This window comes from Marinomonas mediterranea MMB-1, from assembly GCF_000192865.1.
Lineage (GTDB): Bacteria > Pseudomonadota > Gammaproteobacteria > Pseudomonadales > Marinomonadaceae > Marinomonas > Marinomonas mediterranea.
Genome location: NC_015276.1, coordinates 3770688 through 3787987, shown reverse-complemented (window position 1 = coordinate 3787987; position 17300 = coordinate 3770688). Strand labels below are relative to the sequence as shown.

Below are 17300 nucleotides of genomic sequence, written 5' to 3'. Positions count from 1 at the left end.
TTTGTCGTTCTTTGTTTCTTATAGGGTTAAATTATTGCCGAAGTCTTTCAAATTAAGTAGACCGCAACTTATCAAATTGCGACTTGGTATTCTCGCAATTGGACATATTAGGTCGAATTTTGAAAAGTGAATGCGAAAGAAAGCCCTTCAAGATAAAAATAAGTTGGTAAAAAGGTGGATTTTTAAGGCAACGAGATCCACTATTAGGAGCGCTTCTAGATGGCCTTTTCAGTTGAAAATCGGTTCGGCAAACAGTCAGGAAAGTGTGCTGGTAGGAAGCGCTCTGATGTTTTCTTTTCTTCAAATAAAATGGTTTGGTATCACTATGAAAGCAGGCGTTTATCGTCACTATAAAGGGGCGGAATATTGGGTTGAGCGTGTTGTACGACACAGTGAAACGGAAGAAGAGCTTGTTGTTTATCAGGCTCTATATGGAGAACGAGGGTGGTGGGCTCGACCAAAAAGCATGTTTATAGAAAATGTTTTGATCGAGGATGAAGAGATCCCACGTTTTGAATGGGTCCGTGACTCTCTAGACGTCTGATTTTGTTTTAGGCTCACTAAGCACCCAAGGAGAGGCCCGCATAAAGTCGATTATCTTATTTCGTAGCCATCGATGTGCTGCGTCGTTATTGTATCTTTCATGCCAGCATATATGGATTGGGTGTAACCCGTTGTAAGGGTCTAGCTCGACTGCTTCCTTGGGAATAGGGAGCACTTTCACAGGGTGAAACCCCTCTTTGCATTCCGTTATTGAACAAAATAAATCACCAATTGATCTAGAGGTTACCAGAGCCATTCCACGTTTTACGGCCTGTAATGTGACCATTAGGCTTTCAGCCTCGAGTTTGGGTTCAATATCATACCCTTTTTGTCTCAGGCGTTGTTTGATGGTATGCGCAGATGCGTGTTCTATATTTCTAAAGTGCTGAGTGACTACTTTATAGCTTAAAAATTCATCAAGCGTGATTTCTGCTTTATGATACAAAGGATGGGATTCACTGATTACGATACAGGATTCAATATAGCCGACCAACTTACTTCGGATGTGGTTGGGGGTATCGTTTACCGATACGACACCTAAATCACATTGGCCACTAATTAATTCTTCAAAGTTGGAATCCCCCCAGTTTAGGATCGAGAGTTTGACTTCGGGGGCCTCATAATGGATGGTTGCAAGTAGCGGTTCGACGAAGGTTTCTAGATCCCCTTCATTGACACGAACTCTAAAACGTCGATTCAGTGTTTTTAGGTTCAGTTCTGATGGTTTCATTAATTCAGTCAGCGAGTTAATGATTGGCTGAATCTGATCATGAAGCTCTTTTGCCTTGCTAGTGGGACTTAAACCATAGGCTTGTCGGGTAAAAAGAGGGTCGTTAAACAAGGTACGTAAACGCTGAAGCGATTTGCTTAATGCGGGTTGCGTCACGTTGAGGCGGTCTGCTGCTCGCGACACGCTTCCTTCTTCCATTATCGTGACAAATGACACCAAAAGTTTAATGTCGAGTTTCATAATATTGTCTGTATGCATAATTGTACCGTCGCCAGAAACACGATCTGTCGAAGCTGTTCGACAGATCGTGTTTTTGAAGGTTATGGAGTTTCAAACTCAGAACGTTTTCTGTATTTAACGCGGAACAAAATGGCGTAGAAAACAGGGACTGCAATCAACGTCAAGATCGTTGCAAAGCCAAGTCCGAAGGAAATCACGACCGCCATGCCTTCAAAGAATGCGTCGGAAAGCAGAGGGATCATGCCGAGAATCGTGGTGATTGCCGCCATACATACAGGCCGCACACGACTTACCGCAGAGATAAAGATCGCTTCGTACACTTCGGTTCCTTGCTCTCGTTCATAGCTAATTTGGTCCGCGAGAACGATACCGTTTTTCACGATCATGCCCGATAGACTCAAAAATCCGAGTAACGCCATGAAGCTGAATGCGGTGTTCATAACGAGCAAACCGGACGATACGCCAATTAACGCGAGAGGGACACAGAACCAGATCACTAATGGGATTCGGATCGAGTTAAAGAGCAATATCGTAATGATAAACATGAACAAGTAACCCATTGGCAGAGCGCTAAAAATATTAGCCTGTGCATCGCTACTGCTTTCATATTCACCACCCCATTCAAGCTTATAGCCGATAGGAAGCTCGATCGCCTCGATAGGCCCTCTAATGCGGTTGAAGACCGACATGGCGGTTTCGTCACCAAGAATTAAAGGGTCGGACATGATTGTGATGGTTCTTTTACGATCTCGGCGCTCTATGATTGGATCTTCCCATACCGTCTCAAAGCCACTTACCAGTGTAGCAAGACGAACGTATGAACCTGACGATGGGCTGTAGATCTGCATATCACGAATTTGTGCCGTGGAAGTATGCTCATCGTGTGGCGTCGTTAGGATGATCGGAAGTAAATCTGTACCGTCTCGGTACGTACCTACTTGCTTACCGCTGAAGTTGGTTAACAACACGTCATCGAGTGCCGCCTTACTGATTCCTAAACGTCTTGCTTGCACATCATCAAATAATGGACGTAACACTTTTACTGGTTGACGCCAATCGTCTTTGATGTTTTCTAGTCCGCCGTCAGCATGATAAATCTCTTTGATTTTCTCACTTACGTTACGTAATACTTCAGGGTCAGGGCCACTTACTCGAGCTTCTACTTTTGCACCAGAAGATGGTCCAAGCTCTAGTCGAGCAAATTTAACATGAATCTCAGGGTATTCTTTGTTCATCTGAGCATAGAGCTCTTTTAGAAGTCCTGGAATTTCTTCCTGAGTATGCGTTCGTATAATGAATTGAGCATAGCTGGAGTTAGGTTGCTCTGACGAATAGGTAAGCAAGAAGCGCGGCGCACCTTGACCTACAGTAGAAACAACATACTCGATGCGCTCATCTTTAATCAGCTTAGCTTCAATTTCTTCGGCTTTGTCTTTTGTCGCGTCAATATGCGTTCCTTCAGGTAGCCACACATTCATATAGAACATCGGGGTTGTTGAAGGAGGGAAGAATGCCTGTTTTACAAATTGAAAAGCCCAACCTGATGTGAACAAAGCGGCGATCAACAGCACAACGGTTATCCAGCGAAAACGCATTGCGATGTTCAGTAGCCATTTGTACCCAACAAAAAGAAAGCCTTTATACGGGTCTTCAGAAGAAGATTCGTCATCTTGCTTCTGTGAATCTTTGAAGAAAAGATCGCAAAAGAAAGGCGTTAACGTTATTGCCGTTACCCAGCTAAGGAGCAGGGAAATAAGCAGAACGTAAAAAAGCGAACCTACGAACTCGCCGACAGAGTCAGGAGATAATCCGATTGGCGCAAAGGCAACAACGGCAATGACAGTTGCGCCTAACAAGGGCCATTTAGTCTGTTTAACAACACTGCTGGCAGCGTCGAACTTTGTCATGCCTCGTTTTAGGCCAATTAACACACCTTCCGTTACAACAATGGCATTATCAACCAGCATCCCCAGTGCGATAATTAACCCACCTAACGAGATACGTTGAAGGTTGATGCCAAAATAATTCATGACAATGAAGGTGCCAAGAATGGTTAACAATAGGATTAGGCCAATTAGAATGCCTGAGTAAATGCCCATGAAAACAAGTAGGACAAGGATAACGATACCGACAGCAGCCACAAGGTTGAATAGGAAATCATTAACCGAACGATCCACTTCTTTTGACTGGAAGTAAACGGAATCCATGCTGATACCAACGGGTTGTTGGTATTTAAGTTCATCTAAGCGTTGATCAATACGCTTACCCACTTCGACTACGTTGACGTTACTGCTGAATGAAATACCTAACAATAAAGAGTTAGATCCGTTAAAGCTCACATAGTGCTCTTGTGGATCAACGTATTCTCGTTTAATCGTAGCGATATCGCTTAAGCGGATTAACTTACCTTCAACAGGTGTGCCAACGATGAGGTTTTCAAGTTCAGAGATGTCTTTGAATTCGCCCGTTGGGCTAATACGGATGTACTCAGAACCTACTCGAACTCGGCCCGCATTGGAGACTGCGTTTTGATTAGCAAGTAGAGATTTAAATTGATCTGTAGTGATGCCCATTGTTGCCAATTTAGCGCGAGACACTTCAATCGTGACTTGCTCATCTTGTTCGGCAGAAATTTCAACTTTAGCGACACCGTTGACGAGAACCAGCTCTCGTTTGAGGTAATCGACATAATCTTCTAGGTCTTTATAAGGGTAGCCTTCACCGTGTATCGCCAGCATAACACCGTACACGTCACCAAAATCGTCAATCACAATTGGCGTTTGAACACCTGTAGGAAGTGTTCCAGACATATCGCGAATTTTCTTACGCACTTCATCCCAAATTTGTTTGAGAGCTTGCGCGCGATATTTATCTTTAATGGTGATTTGAACTTTAGAATATCCCGCTTTGGATGTTGATTTTATTTTATCAACGTAAGGGAGATTCTGAAGTTCCCGTTCAATAGGATAAGTTACCTCTTCTTCAACCTGTTCTGGTGAAGCGCCTGGGTAAAGAGTCACGATCAATGTGTCTTTAATCGTAAATTCAGGGTCTTCAAGCTGACCTAGGTTAGTAAATGCGATGGAACCACCCACTAACAAGATCAGTGTCACCATCCAACTAGTGACTTTTCTTTGTATAAAATAGCCTGCGATATTCACGTTTAAATGCCTCGCTCTCGTGTCCAGGGACGAACTTTCATATTCTCAGTAAGGCTGTGTATACCCGCAGCAACGACTTTGTCGTTAGGGTTAAGGCCGGTCAGAATTTCAATTTTGTCGTCTTGCAACTCACCCAGTTCAACTTGGCGTGATGACACACTTTGAGTAGATTCATCATAAATCCATACAATGCTGTATGACGTGTTTGATTGCGTATCTTCCTTACGCATCACAGCTTCAACAGGTACGGTAATATGAACTTTTTTACCGAGTAATTTACCTACATCGATGTCAACGTTCGCAGTCATGCCAGGCAGTAAGAATAATGAGTCGCCATCACTTTCGAGTAGTTCCAAAGTAACGTCATAAGCTTTTGTTTGTTTGTTTGAGGTTGTCTCGTGCTCTTTGTATATTCCGTGATATTCAAAGTCAGGAGAGGCGTCGATATAAACGTTTGGAATCATTTCTGTTGTCGGATTCTGAATATTGACAACGATGTGCTCAGGTACTTGGAACAATACATCCATCGTATCGATATTCTGGATGTGCATAAGCGTTTGGGTGGCATTGACGTATTGGAAGTTTTCCACATCAACGGATGCAATTACGCCGTCAAAGGGGGCGTACAATTTGGTGTAGCCCAGTTGATTTCGGCTGCTTTTTAACGCATTGGAGGTTTGATCAAGGTTTGCTTTGGCTTCGTCATATTGCGATTTTGTTGTCGCATTTTGTTTTAGCATGGTTTTTATACGACCAAACTGAGACTTAGCCAATCGATTGTTGGCTTCCGACAGCTCAACCTGCAGTTTAAAGTCAGTGGGGTCTAGTGTTGCGAGTAAGTCGCCTTTTTTTACTCGTTGACCGGATACTACATTTAGAGAGGAAAGCTGTCCGCCAACTCTAAACGCTAAATACGCTTCTTCGCTCGCTTGCAGTTCACCGGGAAAACGACGAACGTTTTCCGCTTCAGTTGAAGCCACGTTAATAAGTTTCACCGGTCGGATAACTTCTTCGGCAACGACTTGTGTTTCTTCTGGAGAGCAGGCTGAAATTAAGCTTGCAGCAATTATGGCGGCGCCCACCAGGTTTGTTTTACGCAAAAAGCGGTTCATGCGGTACTCCGTAACGTCAAAGAAATATTTAATAACTTTATTTTATATCTGGTCTAGGTAAATATGAATCCATTGACATATATGTAAGATATGCCATTAATTCATATCGTGCTAAATATAGGCAAAAAATGTGTCTTCCGTTGTAAAATTGGCCTTAAAAATAAGGATTAAAAAAGTAACGAAAAGAATAGGGTGAGTTGTTGGCTGAGCGAATAGAACGCAATCCAGATAGATAATCGGATAGTTAAGTGTTTACTTAATTTATGTTAACTATATTAGGGATTTATAACCTAAAGCGGCTGATTTATTTTACGTCTCTAAACTATAAACACTACATTAGTCAGGAGTTTCTATGGATGTCATTGGTCATCTGATAAATGGTCGCCGTTCTACTGAGGCAACGCGCACTCAGGTTGTCTTTAACCCAGCGATAGGGGAGGTGACTAAGGAAGTTTCCATTGCTCCTAAAGAAACGGTAGAAGAGGCGATAGCAGCCGCTCAAGCTGCGTATACAGAATGGCGTGATACGCCAGCAATGAAGCGAGCTCGTATTATGTATCGCTTTAAAGCGTTACTGGAAGAGCATTCAGATCGTATTTGTGAGCTTATTGGTGCTGAGCACGGAAAAATATGCCATGACGCAGCGGGAGAGCTCCAGCGTGGGATTGAAAATGTAGAGTACGCCTGCGGCGCTCCTGAATTGTTGAAAGGCGAGCATACCAAAAATGTAGGCCCAAATATTGACGCTTGGAGTGAGTTTCAACCTCTGGGTGTTGTGGCTGGCATTACGCCTTTTAATTTTCCTGCAATGGTACCTTTGTGGATGTTCCCAATGGCGATAGTTTGCGGAAACACGTTTGTGCTAAAGCCTTCAGAACGTGATCCAAGTTCGACGATGTTTATTGCCGAACTTTTGCATGAAGCAGGGCTTCCTGCTGGCGTCTTTAATGTCGTAAACGGCGACAAGGTTGCGGTCGATACGCTATTAGAAGATAAGCGAGTGAAAGCGGTCAGTTTTGTTGGCTCTACACCGATAGCTGAATATATCTATTCAACTGCCGCAGCAAATGGTAAGCGTTGTCAGGCGCTTGGCGGTGCCAAAAACCATGCGATAGTGATGCCTGATGCTGATATGGATAACGTCGTTAATCAGCTTCTTGGAGCCGCTTTTGGATCGTCGGGAGAGCGTTGTATGGCGCTGTCTGTTGCGGTTGCTGTGGGACAGCGAGCAGGCGATGAGTTAATCGAGAAAATGAAAGCGGCAATGGAATCGCTCAAAGTGGGGGAATGCTCGGATAAAACAAACGATTTCGGCCCTCTGATCACTAAAGAACATAAAGATAAAGTGGTGGGCTATATCAATAGCGCAGAGGAGCAAGGCGCAGCGGTTATCGTTGATGGGCGCAACCCAACTGTTCCAGGCTATGAAAATGGCTATTTTGTGGGTGCTACTCTGATCGATAACGTGACAAAAGACATGACGTCTTACGAAGAAGAGATTTTCGGGCCTGTACTTCAGGTTGTACGCGTTGACACGATGGAAGAAGCAATGCAACTGATTAACGATCATGAGTATGGTAATGGAACCTGTATCTTTACTCGTGACGGCGAAGCGGCGCGTTATTTCTCAGACAAAATTGAAGTCGGCATGGTGGGTATCAATGTTCCTCTGCCCGTTCCAGTTTCATACCATAGTTTTGGCGGTTGGAAACGTTCATTGTTCGGTGACCTTCATGCTTATGGGCCTGATGCGGTACGTTTCTATACTAAGCGTAAAACGATAACGCAACGCTGGCCGTCTGCTGGTGTTCGTGAAGGCAAGACGTTTTCGTTCCCGTCTTAATGTGTTTCTGCGTTAGATAGAGAATAGCGGCGTTGGCCGCTATTTTTTTGTTTGTTATAGCCATTCTAGAAAACGAAAACTATGTATATACTGAATTTATGACTTCGGTTTAATCCTATTCCGATACGAATGATGAATGAGGGTATATGCAGCGCTATAAAGGGACATGGCCAGTTTTAGATAGTGGGTGCGTTTTAGATAGTTGGTCAGCGATAGGGCGCTGGCCAGTTGCATTATTGGTAATCGTGTCATTGGCCGGCTGTGCGTCTTCGAGTAGCAAGAATAGAGAAGATGGCGCTGCGAAAGCATCAGTGATTGATACGGATAGCAATATTCAACTTGTCGTCAACGAAGACAGTGCTTATTTATCAGGTGTTCTGGGACGTGAGCTGACGAACACGCTCAAATCAATGATAGAACAACACCCAAATGTGACGGAGTTGGTGTTGGTGGATGTGCCTGGAAGCCTTGATCAGCAGGAAACGATGAACAGCGCTCGTCTTATTCGACGGCTAGGGCTAAACACACATATTGCGCGTACTGGCTATGTTTTATCCGGTGGCGTTGATCTATTTCTAGGTGGCGTGAAACGCACAATTGGCCCCGGCTCTGCTGTTGGCGTACATGCATGGCGAGATCAGGATAACCCCTCTTCAAATACAGGTACTATAATGAAAGGTGAAGTGGATATGGCCGATCCCGTGCATGCAGAGTATGTAAATTTTTACCTATCTCTTGGCATACCTGAGCGATTTTACTGGTTTTCTTTAAATGCGGCCCCAGCGGAGCGGATTTATTATTTAACCTCGGAGGAAATCTATGATTTTCATCTCGCTACTGACTAATACTCAATGTATGTACGCGAATAGGAGCTAAGTTTGGATCAGTATGAACTTTTTGCCATTGAAAGTCCGTGTCGAGGCATCTGTGAAAACAGTAAGAAAGGGTACTGTAAAGGGTGTTTAAGAAGTCGAGATGAGCGCTTTCATTGGCATGGAATGACAGAGGTAGAACGTCGCCATGTTTTGCACTTATGTCGTTCTCGTTGGCAGAGAATCATCAAAGCGCGTCAGGACAAAATGGAAAAAAAACAGTCCGCCTCATTACCTTATGGGATGGATGAAACGGATATGTTGGATTTGTTTTCTACTCCGGCGAAAGAGAAAGAATAACGCGATGTTTAGCGTCTCCTTTCCTATCTTTCCCTACCTGTTTTTACGGTCTAAGTCATTATCCAAAAATCGCTTCTAATGCTTCAGAAAGTCGCTCCACGCCAATAACGGTCATGCCATTAATTAGCTTTTTAGGACAGTTTGTCTTTGGGACGATTGCTTTCGTAAAGCCATGCTTCGCTGCTTCAATAATACGTTCTTGACCCGACGGCACAGGGCGAATTTCGCCAGACAACCCCACTTCCCCAAGTACAACCAAGTCATGCGGTAGGACTTGATCTCTAAAGCTAGACACCACCGCTGCAATTGCCGCTAGGTCGGCACTGGTTTCAACGACTTTTACACCCCCTACGACGTTCAGATAGACATCCTGATCTGATGTGTGCAATCCGCCATGCTTGTGCAGCACCGCTAATAACATCGCAAGTCGATTGTGATCAAACCCGACCGTCACGCGGCGAGGGTTACCAAAGGCTGACTCATCAACTAATGCTTGAAGCTCTACGAGAAGAGGTCGTGTGCCTTCCCATACCACCATAACTAAACTACCAGCAGCAGGGTGTTTGGAGCGGTTTAAGAAGATGGAGCTTGGATTTTTGACTTCTTTTAAACCGTTTTCAAGCATCGCGAATACACCAAGCTCATTGATTGCCCCGAAACGGTTCTTCATGCCACGTAGTGTACGAAAACGAGAGTCTTCTGAGCCTTCTAACAGCACAGAGCAATCCACCATGTGTTCTAGTACTTTTGGACCCGCCAATGAACCATCTTTGGTAACATGACCAACGAGTAAGACTGCGGTTTGAGTTTGTTTCGCAAAACGTGTCAGAACGGCTGCACTTTCTCTTACTTGTGAAACACTGCCCGGCGCCGATTCAATGCCATCCAAATGCATGACTTGTATCGAGTCAATGACCATTATTTTGGGTTTTACTTGTTCAGCAACATTCAAAATAGACTCAACGTTGGTTTCCGACAACATTTTTAGATTCTGAGTAGGGAGACCTAAACGTTGTGCTCGCATAGCGACTTGTTGAAGTGATTCTTCACCTGTTACATAGAGTGCGCCTTGTTGTTGAGCGAGCCAGCACATGGTTTGTAAAAGCAGTGTACTTTTCCCTGCTCCAGGGTGCCCACCAATAAGAACCACGCCACCGGGCACTAATCCCCCACCTAATACCCGATCGAACTCACTGGCACCAGAGCTGAATCGAGGAACGTCACCAAGGTCTACTTCGGATAAATCTTTAACGCTTGTTGTTGCGCCTGCATACCCCTGACGTCTAGGGTCTTGCGTCGCGGCAACACGTGCGGATGTTTTAGTGGAGGTTAAGCGTATTTCTTGAAGGGTATTCCAAGCGCCACAGGCCTGACATTGTCCTTGCCATTTAGCGTAATCAGCACCGCATTCGTTGCATACAAAGGCTGTTTTTGCTTTTGCCATTTTTTGTCTCTGAGTTGTTATGCTTTTCATAACGACCCCTCCCTAACCCTCCCCTTAGTAAGGGGAGGGAATAAGAAATACCTCGCACTACTGCTCCCCTTACTAAGGGGAAGGAGTATGAAATACATCGATGCAATTCCTTCCTCTTTGTTAAGAGGAGGGAGGTTTGAAACACTGCATACTATTCCTCCCCCTTTACAAGGGGGAGGTTAGGTGGGGGTCATTAAACAATATTCAATTGCTTTTATAGTAACAGAGGAACTCAAAAAGTGTGGGAGAAAAAACGACAAACCCCCGCTAAAAGCGAGGGTTTGTATTTGATGTTCCAAACCCTACCTTAAAGGCAAAGTAGTGGACATTAAGAGTATCTTAGTTTTTGTTGAACTCTGGGTACGCTTCCATACCACATTCAGCAAGGTCAACACCTTCGTACTCTTCTTCTTCAGAGACACGAACGCCCATGATTGCTTTAATGATCAACCAAACAACTAGACTTGCAACGAATACCCATACGAAGATCGTTAGAGCACCAGCGATTTGCCCGCCAAATGTCGCACCGTCGTTTGTTAGAGGTACGGCAAGTAGACCCCAAACGCCGACTACACCGTGTACAGAGATTGCACCAACTGGATCGTCAATTTTCAGTTTATCCAATGTTAGGATAGAAACAACAACAATCAAGCCACCAACAACACCAATTAGAGTTGCACCTAGTGCAGATGGTGTAGAAGGTTCTGCTGTGATTGCTACAAGACCTGCAAGTGCGCCGTTTAGAAGCATTGTTAAGTCTGCTTTACCAAACAAGATACGAGCTAGGATAAGAGCTGCAATTGCGCCACCCGCTGCTGCTGCATTCGTGTTTAGGAATACCATTGCAACCGAGTTAGCGTTTGCTATATCGCCAAGTTTCAATACAGATCCACCGTTGAAACCGAACCAACCCATCCAAAGGATAAACGTACCTAGTGTTGCTAGAGGTAGGTTAGCACCAGGAATAGCGCGAACTTCACCGTTAGGTCCGTATTTACCTTTACGAGCGCCTAGTACCAGCACGCCTGCAAGAGCTGCTGCAGCACCGGCCATGTGTACGATGCCTGAGCCAGCGAAGTCAGAGAAGCCCATGTCGCCAAGGTTGTACATACCGAATACATCGTTACCGCCCCAAGTCCAACCACCTTCAAGTGGGTAGATCACAGCAGTCATAACAACGGCGAACGCTAGGAAAGCCCAAAGCTTCATACGTTCAGCTACGGCACCAGACACGATAGACATTGCTGTTGCAACGAAGACGACTTGGAAGAAGAAGTCAGAAGCGCCAGAATAAATTGAACCGCCTTCAAAACCGCCTTCACGGCCTTCAAAGTCAGATAGAGTAGATGCGACATCTACGTCTTGAATACCAGATAGGAACCAATCTCCACCATACATGATGTGGTAACCTACAACGAGGTACATGATACAAGAGATCGCAAACAGTGCGACGTTCTTAGTAAGAATTTCGGTTGTGTTTTTAGAGCGAACTAAGCCCGCTTCTAACATGGCAAAACCCGCTGCCATCCACATAACTAATGCACCACACACCAGAAAGTAGAAGGTGTCCATAGCATATTGTAAGTGATAAACTTCTTGCATTTTTCGCCCCCCTAAAGGCTTGTAAGATAAAAACGGTTTCTTATTATTTAAACCGCGTCTTCCCCAGTCTCTCCGGTACGAATACGAACCGCTTGTTCTAGATTAACGATAAAGATTTTACCGTCGCCAATTTTCCCAGTGTTCGCAGCGCTTGATATCGCTTCGACAACTTGGTCCGCCATGTCATCGGCGATCGCAAGTTCGATCTTCACTTTAGGTAGGAAATCTACGACATACTCTGCACCTCGGTAGAGTTCTGTGTGGCCCTTTTGACGTCCGAATCCCTTTACTTCTGTAACAGTGATACCTTGAACACCGATTTCAGATAGGGCTTCGCGAACATCATCTAGTTTGAAAGGCTTGATGATGGCAGTAATAAGCTTCATTCTGGCAATCTCCTTAGTTTTAGGATTATCTCGTATTGCGAGTACAACCAGATATTCAATATGCGTGCCACAACCATAAGAGTGAGTGTTTATAAGGGGTTGAGGAAAAGTGCACAAAAAAAGTACGGTCAATCGCGCACCAGAGAAAGCTAAGATTCGTGTTTTGTTGGTGCGCTGTGCGCTTTCTTGGTGCTTTTGGAGGGAGGTGGTTAAAGTAACTGGAAAAATGCGCTAACTATTTGGTTTTATAGTGGTTCAATAACATCAATTAGATGAATCACCTTCAGTTATGCGTCTGGTGTCACCAAGTCGGGTCACATATCTCGTTTTATGTGCACAAAAGTAAAGCGGGATTTAATGTTGTTCCAAATTGGGGCAATTTGCTTCGAAAGGGGAAAGGCAAACAGTGTAATAATGTATTTTAAGAAGTCGAATTGGTTTGTATACTTAGGGTAACAACAAACAGGTTACTAGCCCCTTATTTTTACTCGATAGCGATTATTTAAAATATAGTCGAATGCCCTAGTTAGCAAACTATCAAGGCAACCAAAAATAAGAGCGTAGTAATTTAACTCTTTTAAATAGGCTGCTTAAACGCAACCCTAATGACTATAGACGATAGAGGCCAATATGCTAGACCAATTTGTGAAACAAATGGGAGCTGGGCTAGAGCAAGCCGCAGCGACGTTAGGTAAATTGCCAGCAGAAGAAATCCAACAGCAACTGCATCAAGTAGCAAAAGACACGCTTACGAAAATGGACTTGGTTACAAGAGAGGAATTTGAAGTTCAGGCTGATATGCTGGCTAAATACCGAAAACGTCTTTTAGAACTTGAAGCGCGTTTAGAAGAGCTTGAGAAAACTGAATCTTAATCACTTTTGACCAGCTTTTTAGCTTCAGACCAGTTCTTTGATCCAGGTCTTTTTTTGTTATCTTCTTTTACAAAAAGCACAGTGATATAGTCATTGTGCTTTTTATTTGTAAAGGAGAAATGTAAGGATGTTTAAAAAAGCACTGTTAGTATCTGCTATGTCATTATCAGTTACCTATTCATATGGGGCTGATATAGGTGAAACTACTATAAACTCTGTTGTAAAGACGGTGGGTATTTCAGGTGTCTCTGACCCTATTGTTATAACAGGCGTTCCCTCTTCTAACGAAGCGGATAGTGGAGCAGTTAGTGTCTCAAATGTGACAAGTTCCACGTTCGACATTAGCTTTAAAGAGTGGGAGTACCTCGACGGTATACATAGTGATGAAACGGTACCTTATGCTGTTTGGGAGGCTGGTAGAGTTGAAAAAGCCGATGGTACTGTATGGGAAGTTGGTTCTTTTGATCAGGCTGCGAAATCTAAGCGAGTGGAATTTTTACAGCCTTTCGATGGCGTGCCTAAGCTCTTTATTACTGGACAGACGAGCAATGGCGATACCTATGTTGTCCGTGCAAAAAGTGTTACATCTTATGGTTTTGTCTCCGTTGCTCAGTTCTTTGAGGCTTCTAAAAATAAATCTTTTGATGAAAAAGTGGGTTATCTAGCAATATATTCAAGCGAAGAGGAAGGGCAGCTTGATAACGGATTGCCTTATGACTTGCAGTGGAAAAAATCGGATAACGTTTCTGGTAAGCCTGTGGTTAATTTCGCAGGTAAAACAGTGACACTTGAAGAGGACAGCTCTAAGGACACTGAGGTAGCTCACGTAAGTGAAGTGCTTTCTATGATGAGTATAAATGGAAATCTCTTTGCTAGTGATAGCAGTTTATATGGTAGTGATCCGATGAGCCTGAGGCAAGAGCCGGAAAAACTTGAGTTCCTTTCGAGCTGTAAGGCTTTAATAGATAACGATTCAACTTTACCTAGTGGTTACTATTCCATTGATCCTGATGGAGTTGGTGGTATTGCAGAGTTTACGACGTATTGCAATATGGAATTTAAAGGAGGTGGTTGGACATTAGTATCTAAGCGACGTTCGTCAATTGGCGATCCAACGGATGCTATCACATCAGATTCGGTTAGCCAGTACCTTCGAGATTCTCAATGGATTGAGCTTAGAGGGCAGGCCTCTGAGTTGTTAGCCGTGCAAGATGTTGAGTCAGATATTCCTACGAAATATGCAACTGGCGATATTTCAACATTACTTGCGGCCAATTGTGTACCTCTTGGAGACTCTTTATCTCAGGTTAAGTTAATTCATCATGAATCGTCTGGGTGCTCTGGAAATGGTTCTGATTATTCAGGTTTAGGCTCTACTAAGAACAATATGGTGTCGTTCTTGTGGGGCTACAATAAGAGTTTATGGTCTCATAACCCCGCATCTAACTATCACTCAAGTAGTGAAAATATAGACATTTACGTTCGCTAATCCATTGCTTATTATTTAGTTATTAAGGACAAACCCTCAGACTGTGAGGGCTTTTTATTTATATGATCAAGGAGTGATCATGAGTTTAGCCACTATTTATAGTCGCGCCCGTGTTGGCGTCGACTCACCTTTGGTAACCGTAGAAACCCATATATCCAATGGCTTACCAGCGTTAAATATTGTTGGTTTGCCAGAAGCCGCCGTGCGGGAAGCGAAAGATAGAGTACGCAGTGCGATTCAAAACAGCCATTTCGAGTTCCCAACGCAACGTATAACTATCAACTTAGCACCTGCCGATTTGCCAAAGGAAGGGGGACGATATGATCTTGCGATTGCTATTAGTATATTGCTTGCGTCAGGCCAACTTGGTGATTTGCAACTTCGTCAGTACGAGTTTCTTGGAGAGTTATCTCTAGCTGGAGACGTAAGAGCGATAACGGGCTTGTTGCCTTCTGCGGTGGCGTGTGCCAAAGCGAGTAGACAACTGATTTGCTCATCGGGCAATGAGCAAGAAGCGGGTCTTGTTGAATCCGACGCGCTTCATGCGAACGTATTGACGCAAGTGACTTCCCACCTCTTAGGGCAAAATAAGTTACCTGTTTGCCAGCTTAGTCGTAATGCATGCGAAGACGTCTCTAGGCAACTACCTGATATGGCGGATGTAAAAGGCCAATATCAAGCGCGACGAGCATTGGAAGTCGCGGCTGCAGGAGGGCACAACCTCTTGTTTGTTGGGCCTCCAGGCACGGGGAAAACAATGTTGGCGTCGCGTTTGCCCGGAATCATGCCTAAAATGATTGAGAAAGAAGCGCTTGAAGTGGCAGCGGTTCAATCTGTTTCAGGGCGAAAAATGGGCCATGATTGGTTTTGGTCGCAGCGAATTTTTCGTTCTCCCCATCACTCTAGTTCGGCCGCAGCACTGGTTGGTGGAGGATCAATTCCGAAACCCGGTGAAGCTTCTTTAGCGCATCGAGGGGTATTATTTCTTGATGAATTGCCAGAATTTGATCGTAAAGTATTAGAAGTATTACGTGAACCGTTGGAGAATGGTGAGATTCACCTTTCACGCGCTCGTGGACAAGTATCTTATCCGGCTAGGTTTCAGCTTGTGGCCGCGATGAATGCAAGTAATGAAGCCTATAAAGGTGAACAAGACTATTATCAGTCGCAAGCCAGTCAAAAGTACCTTAAAAAGCTGTCTGCTCCTTTTCTTGATCGAATTGATTTGCATGTCGAAGTTCCCCCTCTCCCTTCAAACCTGCTGGTGGATCAAAATGAATCAGGAGAACCCAGTAAGTTAATCCGACAGCGTGTCGAACTGGCAGTGTCTAGACAGCGAACTCGTCAGGGTGTCCAGAATGCACTTCTATCTGGCCGAAAGCTCGAATTGATTTGTAATCTGAATGAGGGCGATAAAGTGTTTATGCAACAAGCATTAGAAAAGCTCAAACTCTCTGCCAGAGCTTATCATCGAGTCTTGAAAGTAGCGCTGACATTGGCCGATCTTGAAGGGGTTGATGTCGCTAGGAAGCATCTAATGGAATCCTTAGGCTACCGCAAAATGGAAAAGTTATTAACCAAAGCAATCGGTGGGTAGGTTCAATTGTAAAGAAGCTGTTACATTGTTGACTAAAAACCTTTAGCCAGTAAAAATAGCTTTTACTTATATCACGTGCCTCTTATATAAGGATTTGGGGCATTTCAACATTGGAGATTGTGGGTATGGTTGTTCAGTTATTTCCTCTTTGGGCGGTATTGTTATCGTGTTGCGCCTATCTTTTTCCAGATTTGTTTGTTTCTTTTAAATCAAACATCGTTCCTTTATTGATGGTCATCATGTTGTCGATGGGGCTGACGTTACAGCTAGATGATTTTAGAAAAGTACTAACAAACAGAAAAGCCGTCGTGGTCGGAGTGATCTTGCAATTTCTGGTCATGCCGATATCGGCGTACGGCATTGCGAATATATTTGGTTTCAGCCTTGAGCTTGTCATAGGAATGTTATTAGTCGGCAGTGTCGCAGGCGGCACGGCTTCTAATGTAATGTGTTATTTGGCGAAAGGTGACGTGGCGCTTTCGGTATCAATGACCGCTATTTCTACTCTCATAGGCGTTGTACTCACACCATTGTTAGTGTCGGCCTTTATCGGTCAAAGCGTCAATGTGCCAACATATTCGATGTTTATTAGTTTGTTAAAAATTGTCCTAGTGCCCGTTGCTGTCGGAGTATTGGTCAATACCTTTGCCAACCAACTCGTGCGTAGGGTAGAGGGGCTGCTTCCTTATGTTTCTATGTTTACCATCGTGTTCATTATTGCCATTGTGGTTGCCTTGAGTGCAGACAAGCTCTCAACGATCGGTTTCTCTGTCGCGTTAGCCGTCATACTTCATAATAGCTTAGGTCTGATACTTGGGTATTGGGTGACTTTTACATTGGGATTCGACCAAAAAGTGTGTCGTACCATTGCTTTCGAAGTCGGTCTTCAAAACTCTGGGTTAGCATCTGCATTGGCGATTAAATACTTTACTCCGATCGCTGCGTTACCAGGTTCTCTGTTTAGTATCTGGCATAATATCTCTGGCTCACTATTGGCGGGATACTGGAGTCGAAGGAAAGAAGATCTAGGAAAGGTCTGAATAAGCTTCTAGAAATCGGCCCATACTAATGAGTGCCT

The 17300-nt window shown here is 44.1% G+C and carries 14 protein-coding genes; 8 read left to right on the top strand and 6 right to left on the bottom strand.

Annotated features, from left to right (window positions below; genetic code table 11):
• The first annotated feature begins 286 nt into the window (after positions 1-286).
• On the top strand, positions 287-544 hold the full coding sequence (locus MARME_RS17325) for a DUF1653 domain-containing protein (protein WP_013662563.1): 258 nt from the start codon (positions 287-289) through the stop codon (positions 542-544).
• Here MARME_RS17325 and MARME_RS17320 read toward each other — a convergent pair.
• The 3 genes from MARME_RS17320 to MARME_RS17310 form a co-directional block, all read right to left on the bottom strand.
• On the bottom strand, positions 533-1531 hold the full coding sequence (locus MARME_RS17320) for a LysR family transcriptional regulator (protein ID WP_013662562.1): 999 nt from the start codon (positions 1529-1531) through the stop codon (positions 533-535). The two genes, MARME_RS17325 and MARME_RS17320, sit on opposite strands and share 12 nt — an antisense overlap.
• Before the next feature lie 62 nt (positions 1532-1593).
• Positions 1594-4674 (bottom strand): efflux RND transporter permease subunit, encoded by a 3081-nt coding sequence (locus MARME_RS17315; RefSeq protein WP_013662561.1) that lies wholly within the window; start codon positions 4672-4674, stop codon positions 1594-1596.
• A 2-nt stretch (positions 4675-4676) separates the two neighbouring features.
• Positions 4677-5786, bottom strand: coding sequence for an efflux RND transporter periplasmic adaptor subunit (locus MARME_RS17310; protein WP_013662560.1), 1110 nt, complete (start codon positions 5784-5786; stop codon positions 4677-4679).
• A 352-nt stretch (positions 5787-6138) separates the two neighbouring features.
• Here MARME_RS17310 and MARME_RS17305 point away from each other — a divergent pair, with 352 nt between their 5' ends.
• The 3 genes from MARME_RS17305 to MARME_RS17295 all read left to right on the top strand — a co-directional run bounded on the left by MARME_RS17305 (position 6139) and on the right by MARME_RS17295 (position 8801).
• Positions 6139-7629 carry a CoA-acylating methylmalonate-semialdehyde dehydrogenase gene (locus tag MARME_RS17305; protein ID WP_013662559.1) on the top strand — a complete coding sequence of 497 codons (1491 nt, stop codon included), beginning with the start codon at positions 6139-6141 and terminating at the stop codon, positions 7627-7629.
• A gap of 146 nt (positions 7630-7775) precedes the next feature.
• Positions 7776-8474, top strand: a complete 699-nt coding sequence (locus tag MARME_RS17300) for a COG3904 family protein (RefSeq protein ID WP_013662558.1) — start codon at positions 7776-7778, stop codon at positions 8472-8474.
• 33 nt (positions 8475-8507) lie between these two features.
• Positions 8508-8801 carry a DUF1289 domain-containing protein gene (locus MARME_RS17295; RefSeq protein ID WP_013662557.1) on the top strand — a complete coding sequence of 98 codons (294 nt, stop codon included), beginning with the start codon at positions 8508-8510 and terminating at the stop codon, positions 8799-8801.
• Positions 8802-8859: 58 nt separating this feature from the next.
• On the opposite strand, the gene radA is transcribed toward MARME_RS17295, so the two are convergent.
• From radA to glnK, 3 genes are all read right to left on the bottom strand, one after another.
• Positions 8860-10245, bottom strand: a complete 1386-nt coding sequence (radA, locus tag MARME_RS17290) for a DNA repair protein RadA (RefSeq protein ID WP_041648897.1) — start codon at positions 10243-10245, stop codon at positions 8860-8862.
• 369 nt (positions 10246-10614) lie between these two features.
• Positions 10615-11877: an ammonium transporter gene (locus MARME_RS17285; protein ID WP_013662555.1), complete on the bottom strand. Its 1263-nt coding sequence runs from the start codon at positions 11875-11877 to the stop codon at positions 10615-10617.
• A gap of 47 nt (positions 11878-11924) precedes the next feature.
• Positions 11925-12263, bottom strand: a complete 339-nt coding sequence (gene glnK, locus MARME_RS17280; protein ID WP_013662554.1) for a P-II family nitrogen regulator — start codon at positions 12261-12263, stop codon at positions 11925-11927.
• A 630-nt stretch (positions 12264-12893) separates the two neighbouring features.
• Here glnK and MARME_RS17275 point away from each other — a divergent pair.
• From MARME_RS17275 to MARME_RS17260, 4 genes are all read left to right on the top strand, one after another.
• Positions 12894-13136 (top strand): accessory factor UbiK family protein, encoded by a 243-nt coding sequence (locus tag MARME_RS17275; protein ID WP_013662553.1) that lies wholly within the window; start codon positions 12894-12896, stop codon positions 13134-13136.
• A gap of 127 nt (positions 13137-13263) precedes the next feature.
• The gene (locus tag MARME_RS17270) at positions 13264-14625 is read left to right on the top strand and encodes a fibrinogen-like YCDxxxxGGGW domain-containing protein (RefSeq protein WP_013662552.1); all 1362 of its coding nucleotides are present in this window, start codon (positions 13264-13266) and stop codon (positions 14623-14625) included.
• Between the two features lie 79 nt (positions 14626-14704).
• Positions 14705-16222, top strand: a complete 1518-nt coding sequence (locus MARME_RS17265) for a YifB family Mg chelatase-like AAA ATPase (protein ID WP_013662551.1) — start codon at positions 14705-14707, stop codon at positions 16220-16222.
• A 125-nt stretch (positions 16223-16347) separates the two neighbouring features.
• Positions 16348-17262: a bile acid:sodium symporter family protein gene (locus MARME_RS17260; RefSeq protein ID WP_013662550.1), complete on the top strand. Its 915-nt coding sequence runs from the start codon at positions 16348-16350 to the stop codon at positions 17260-17262.
• The last annotated feature ends 38 nt before the right edge of the window (positions 17263-17300 follow it).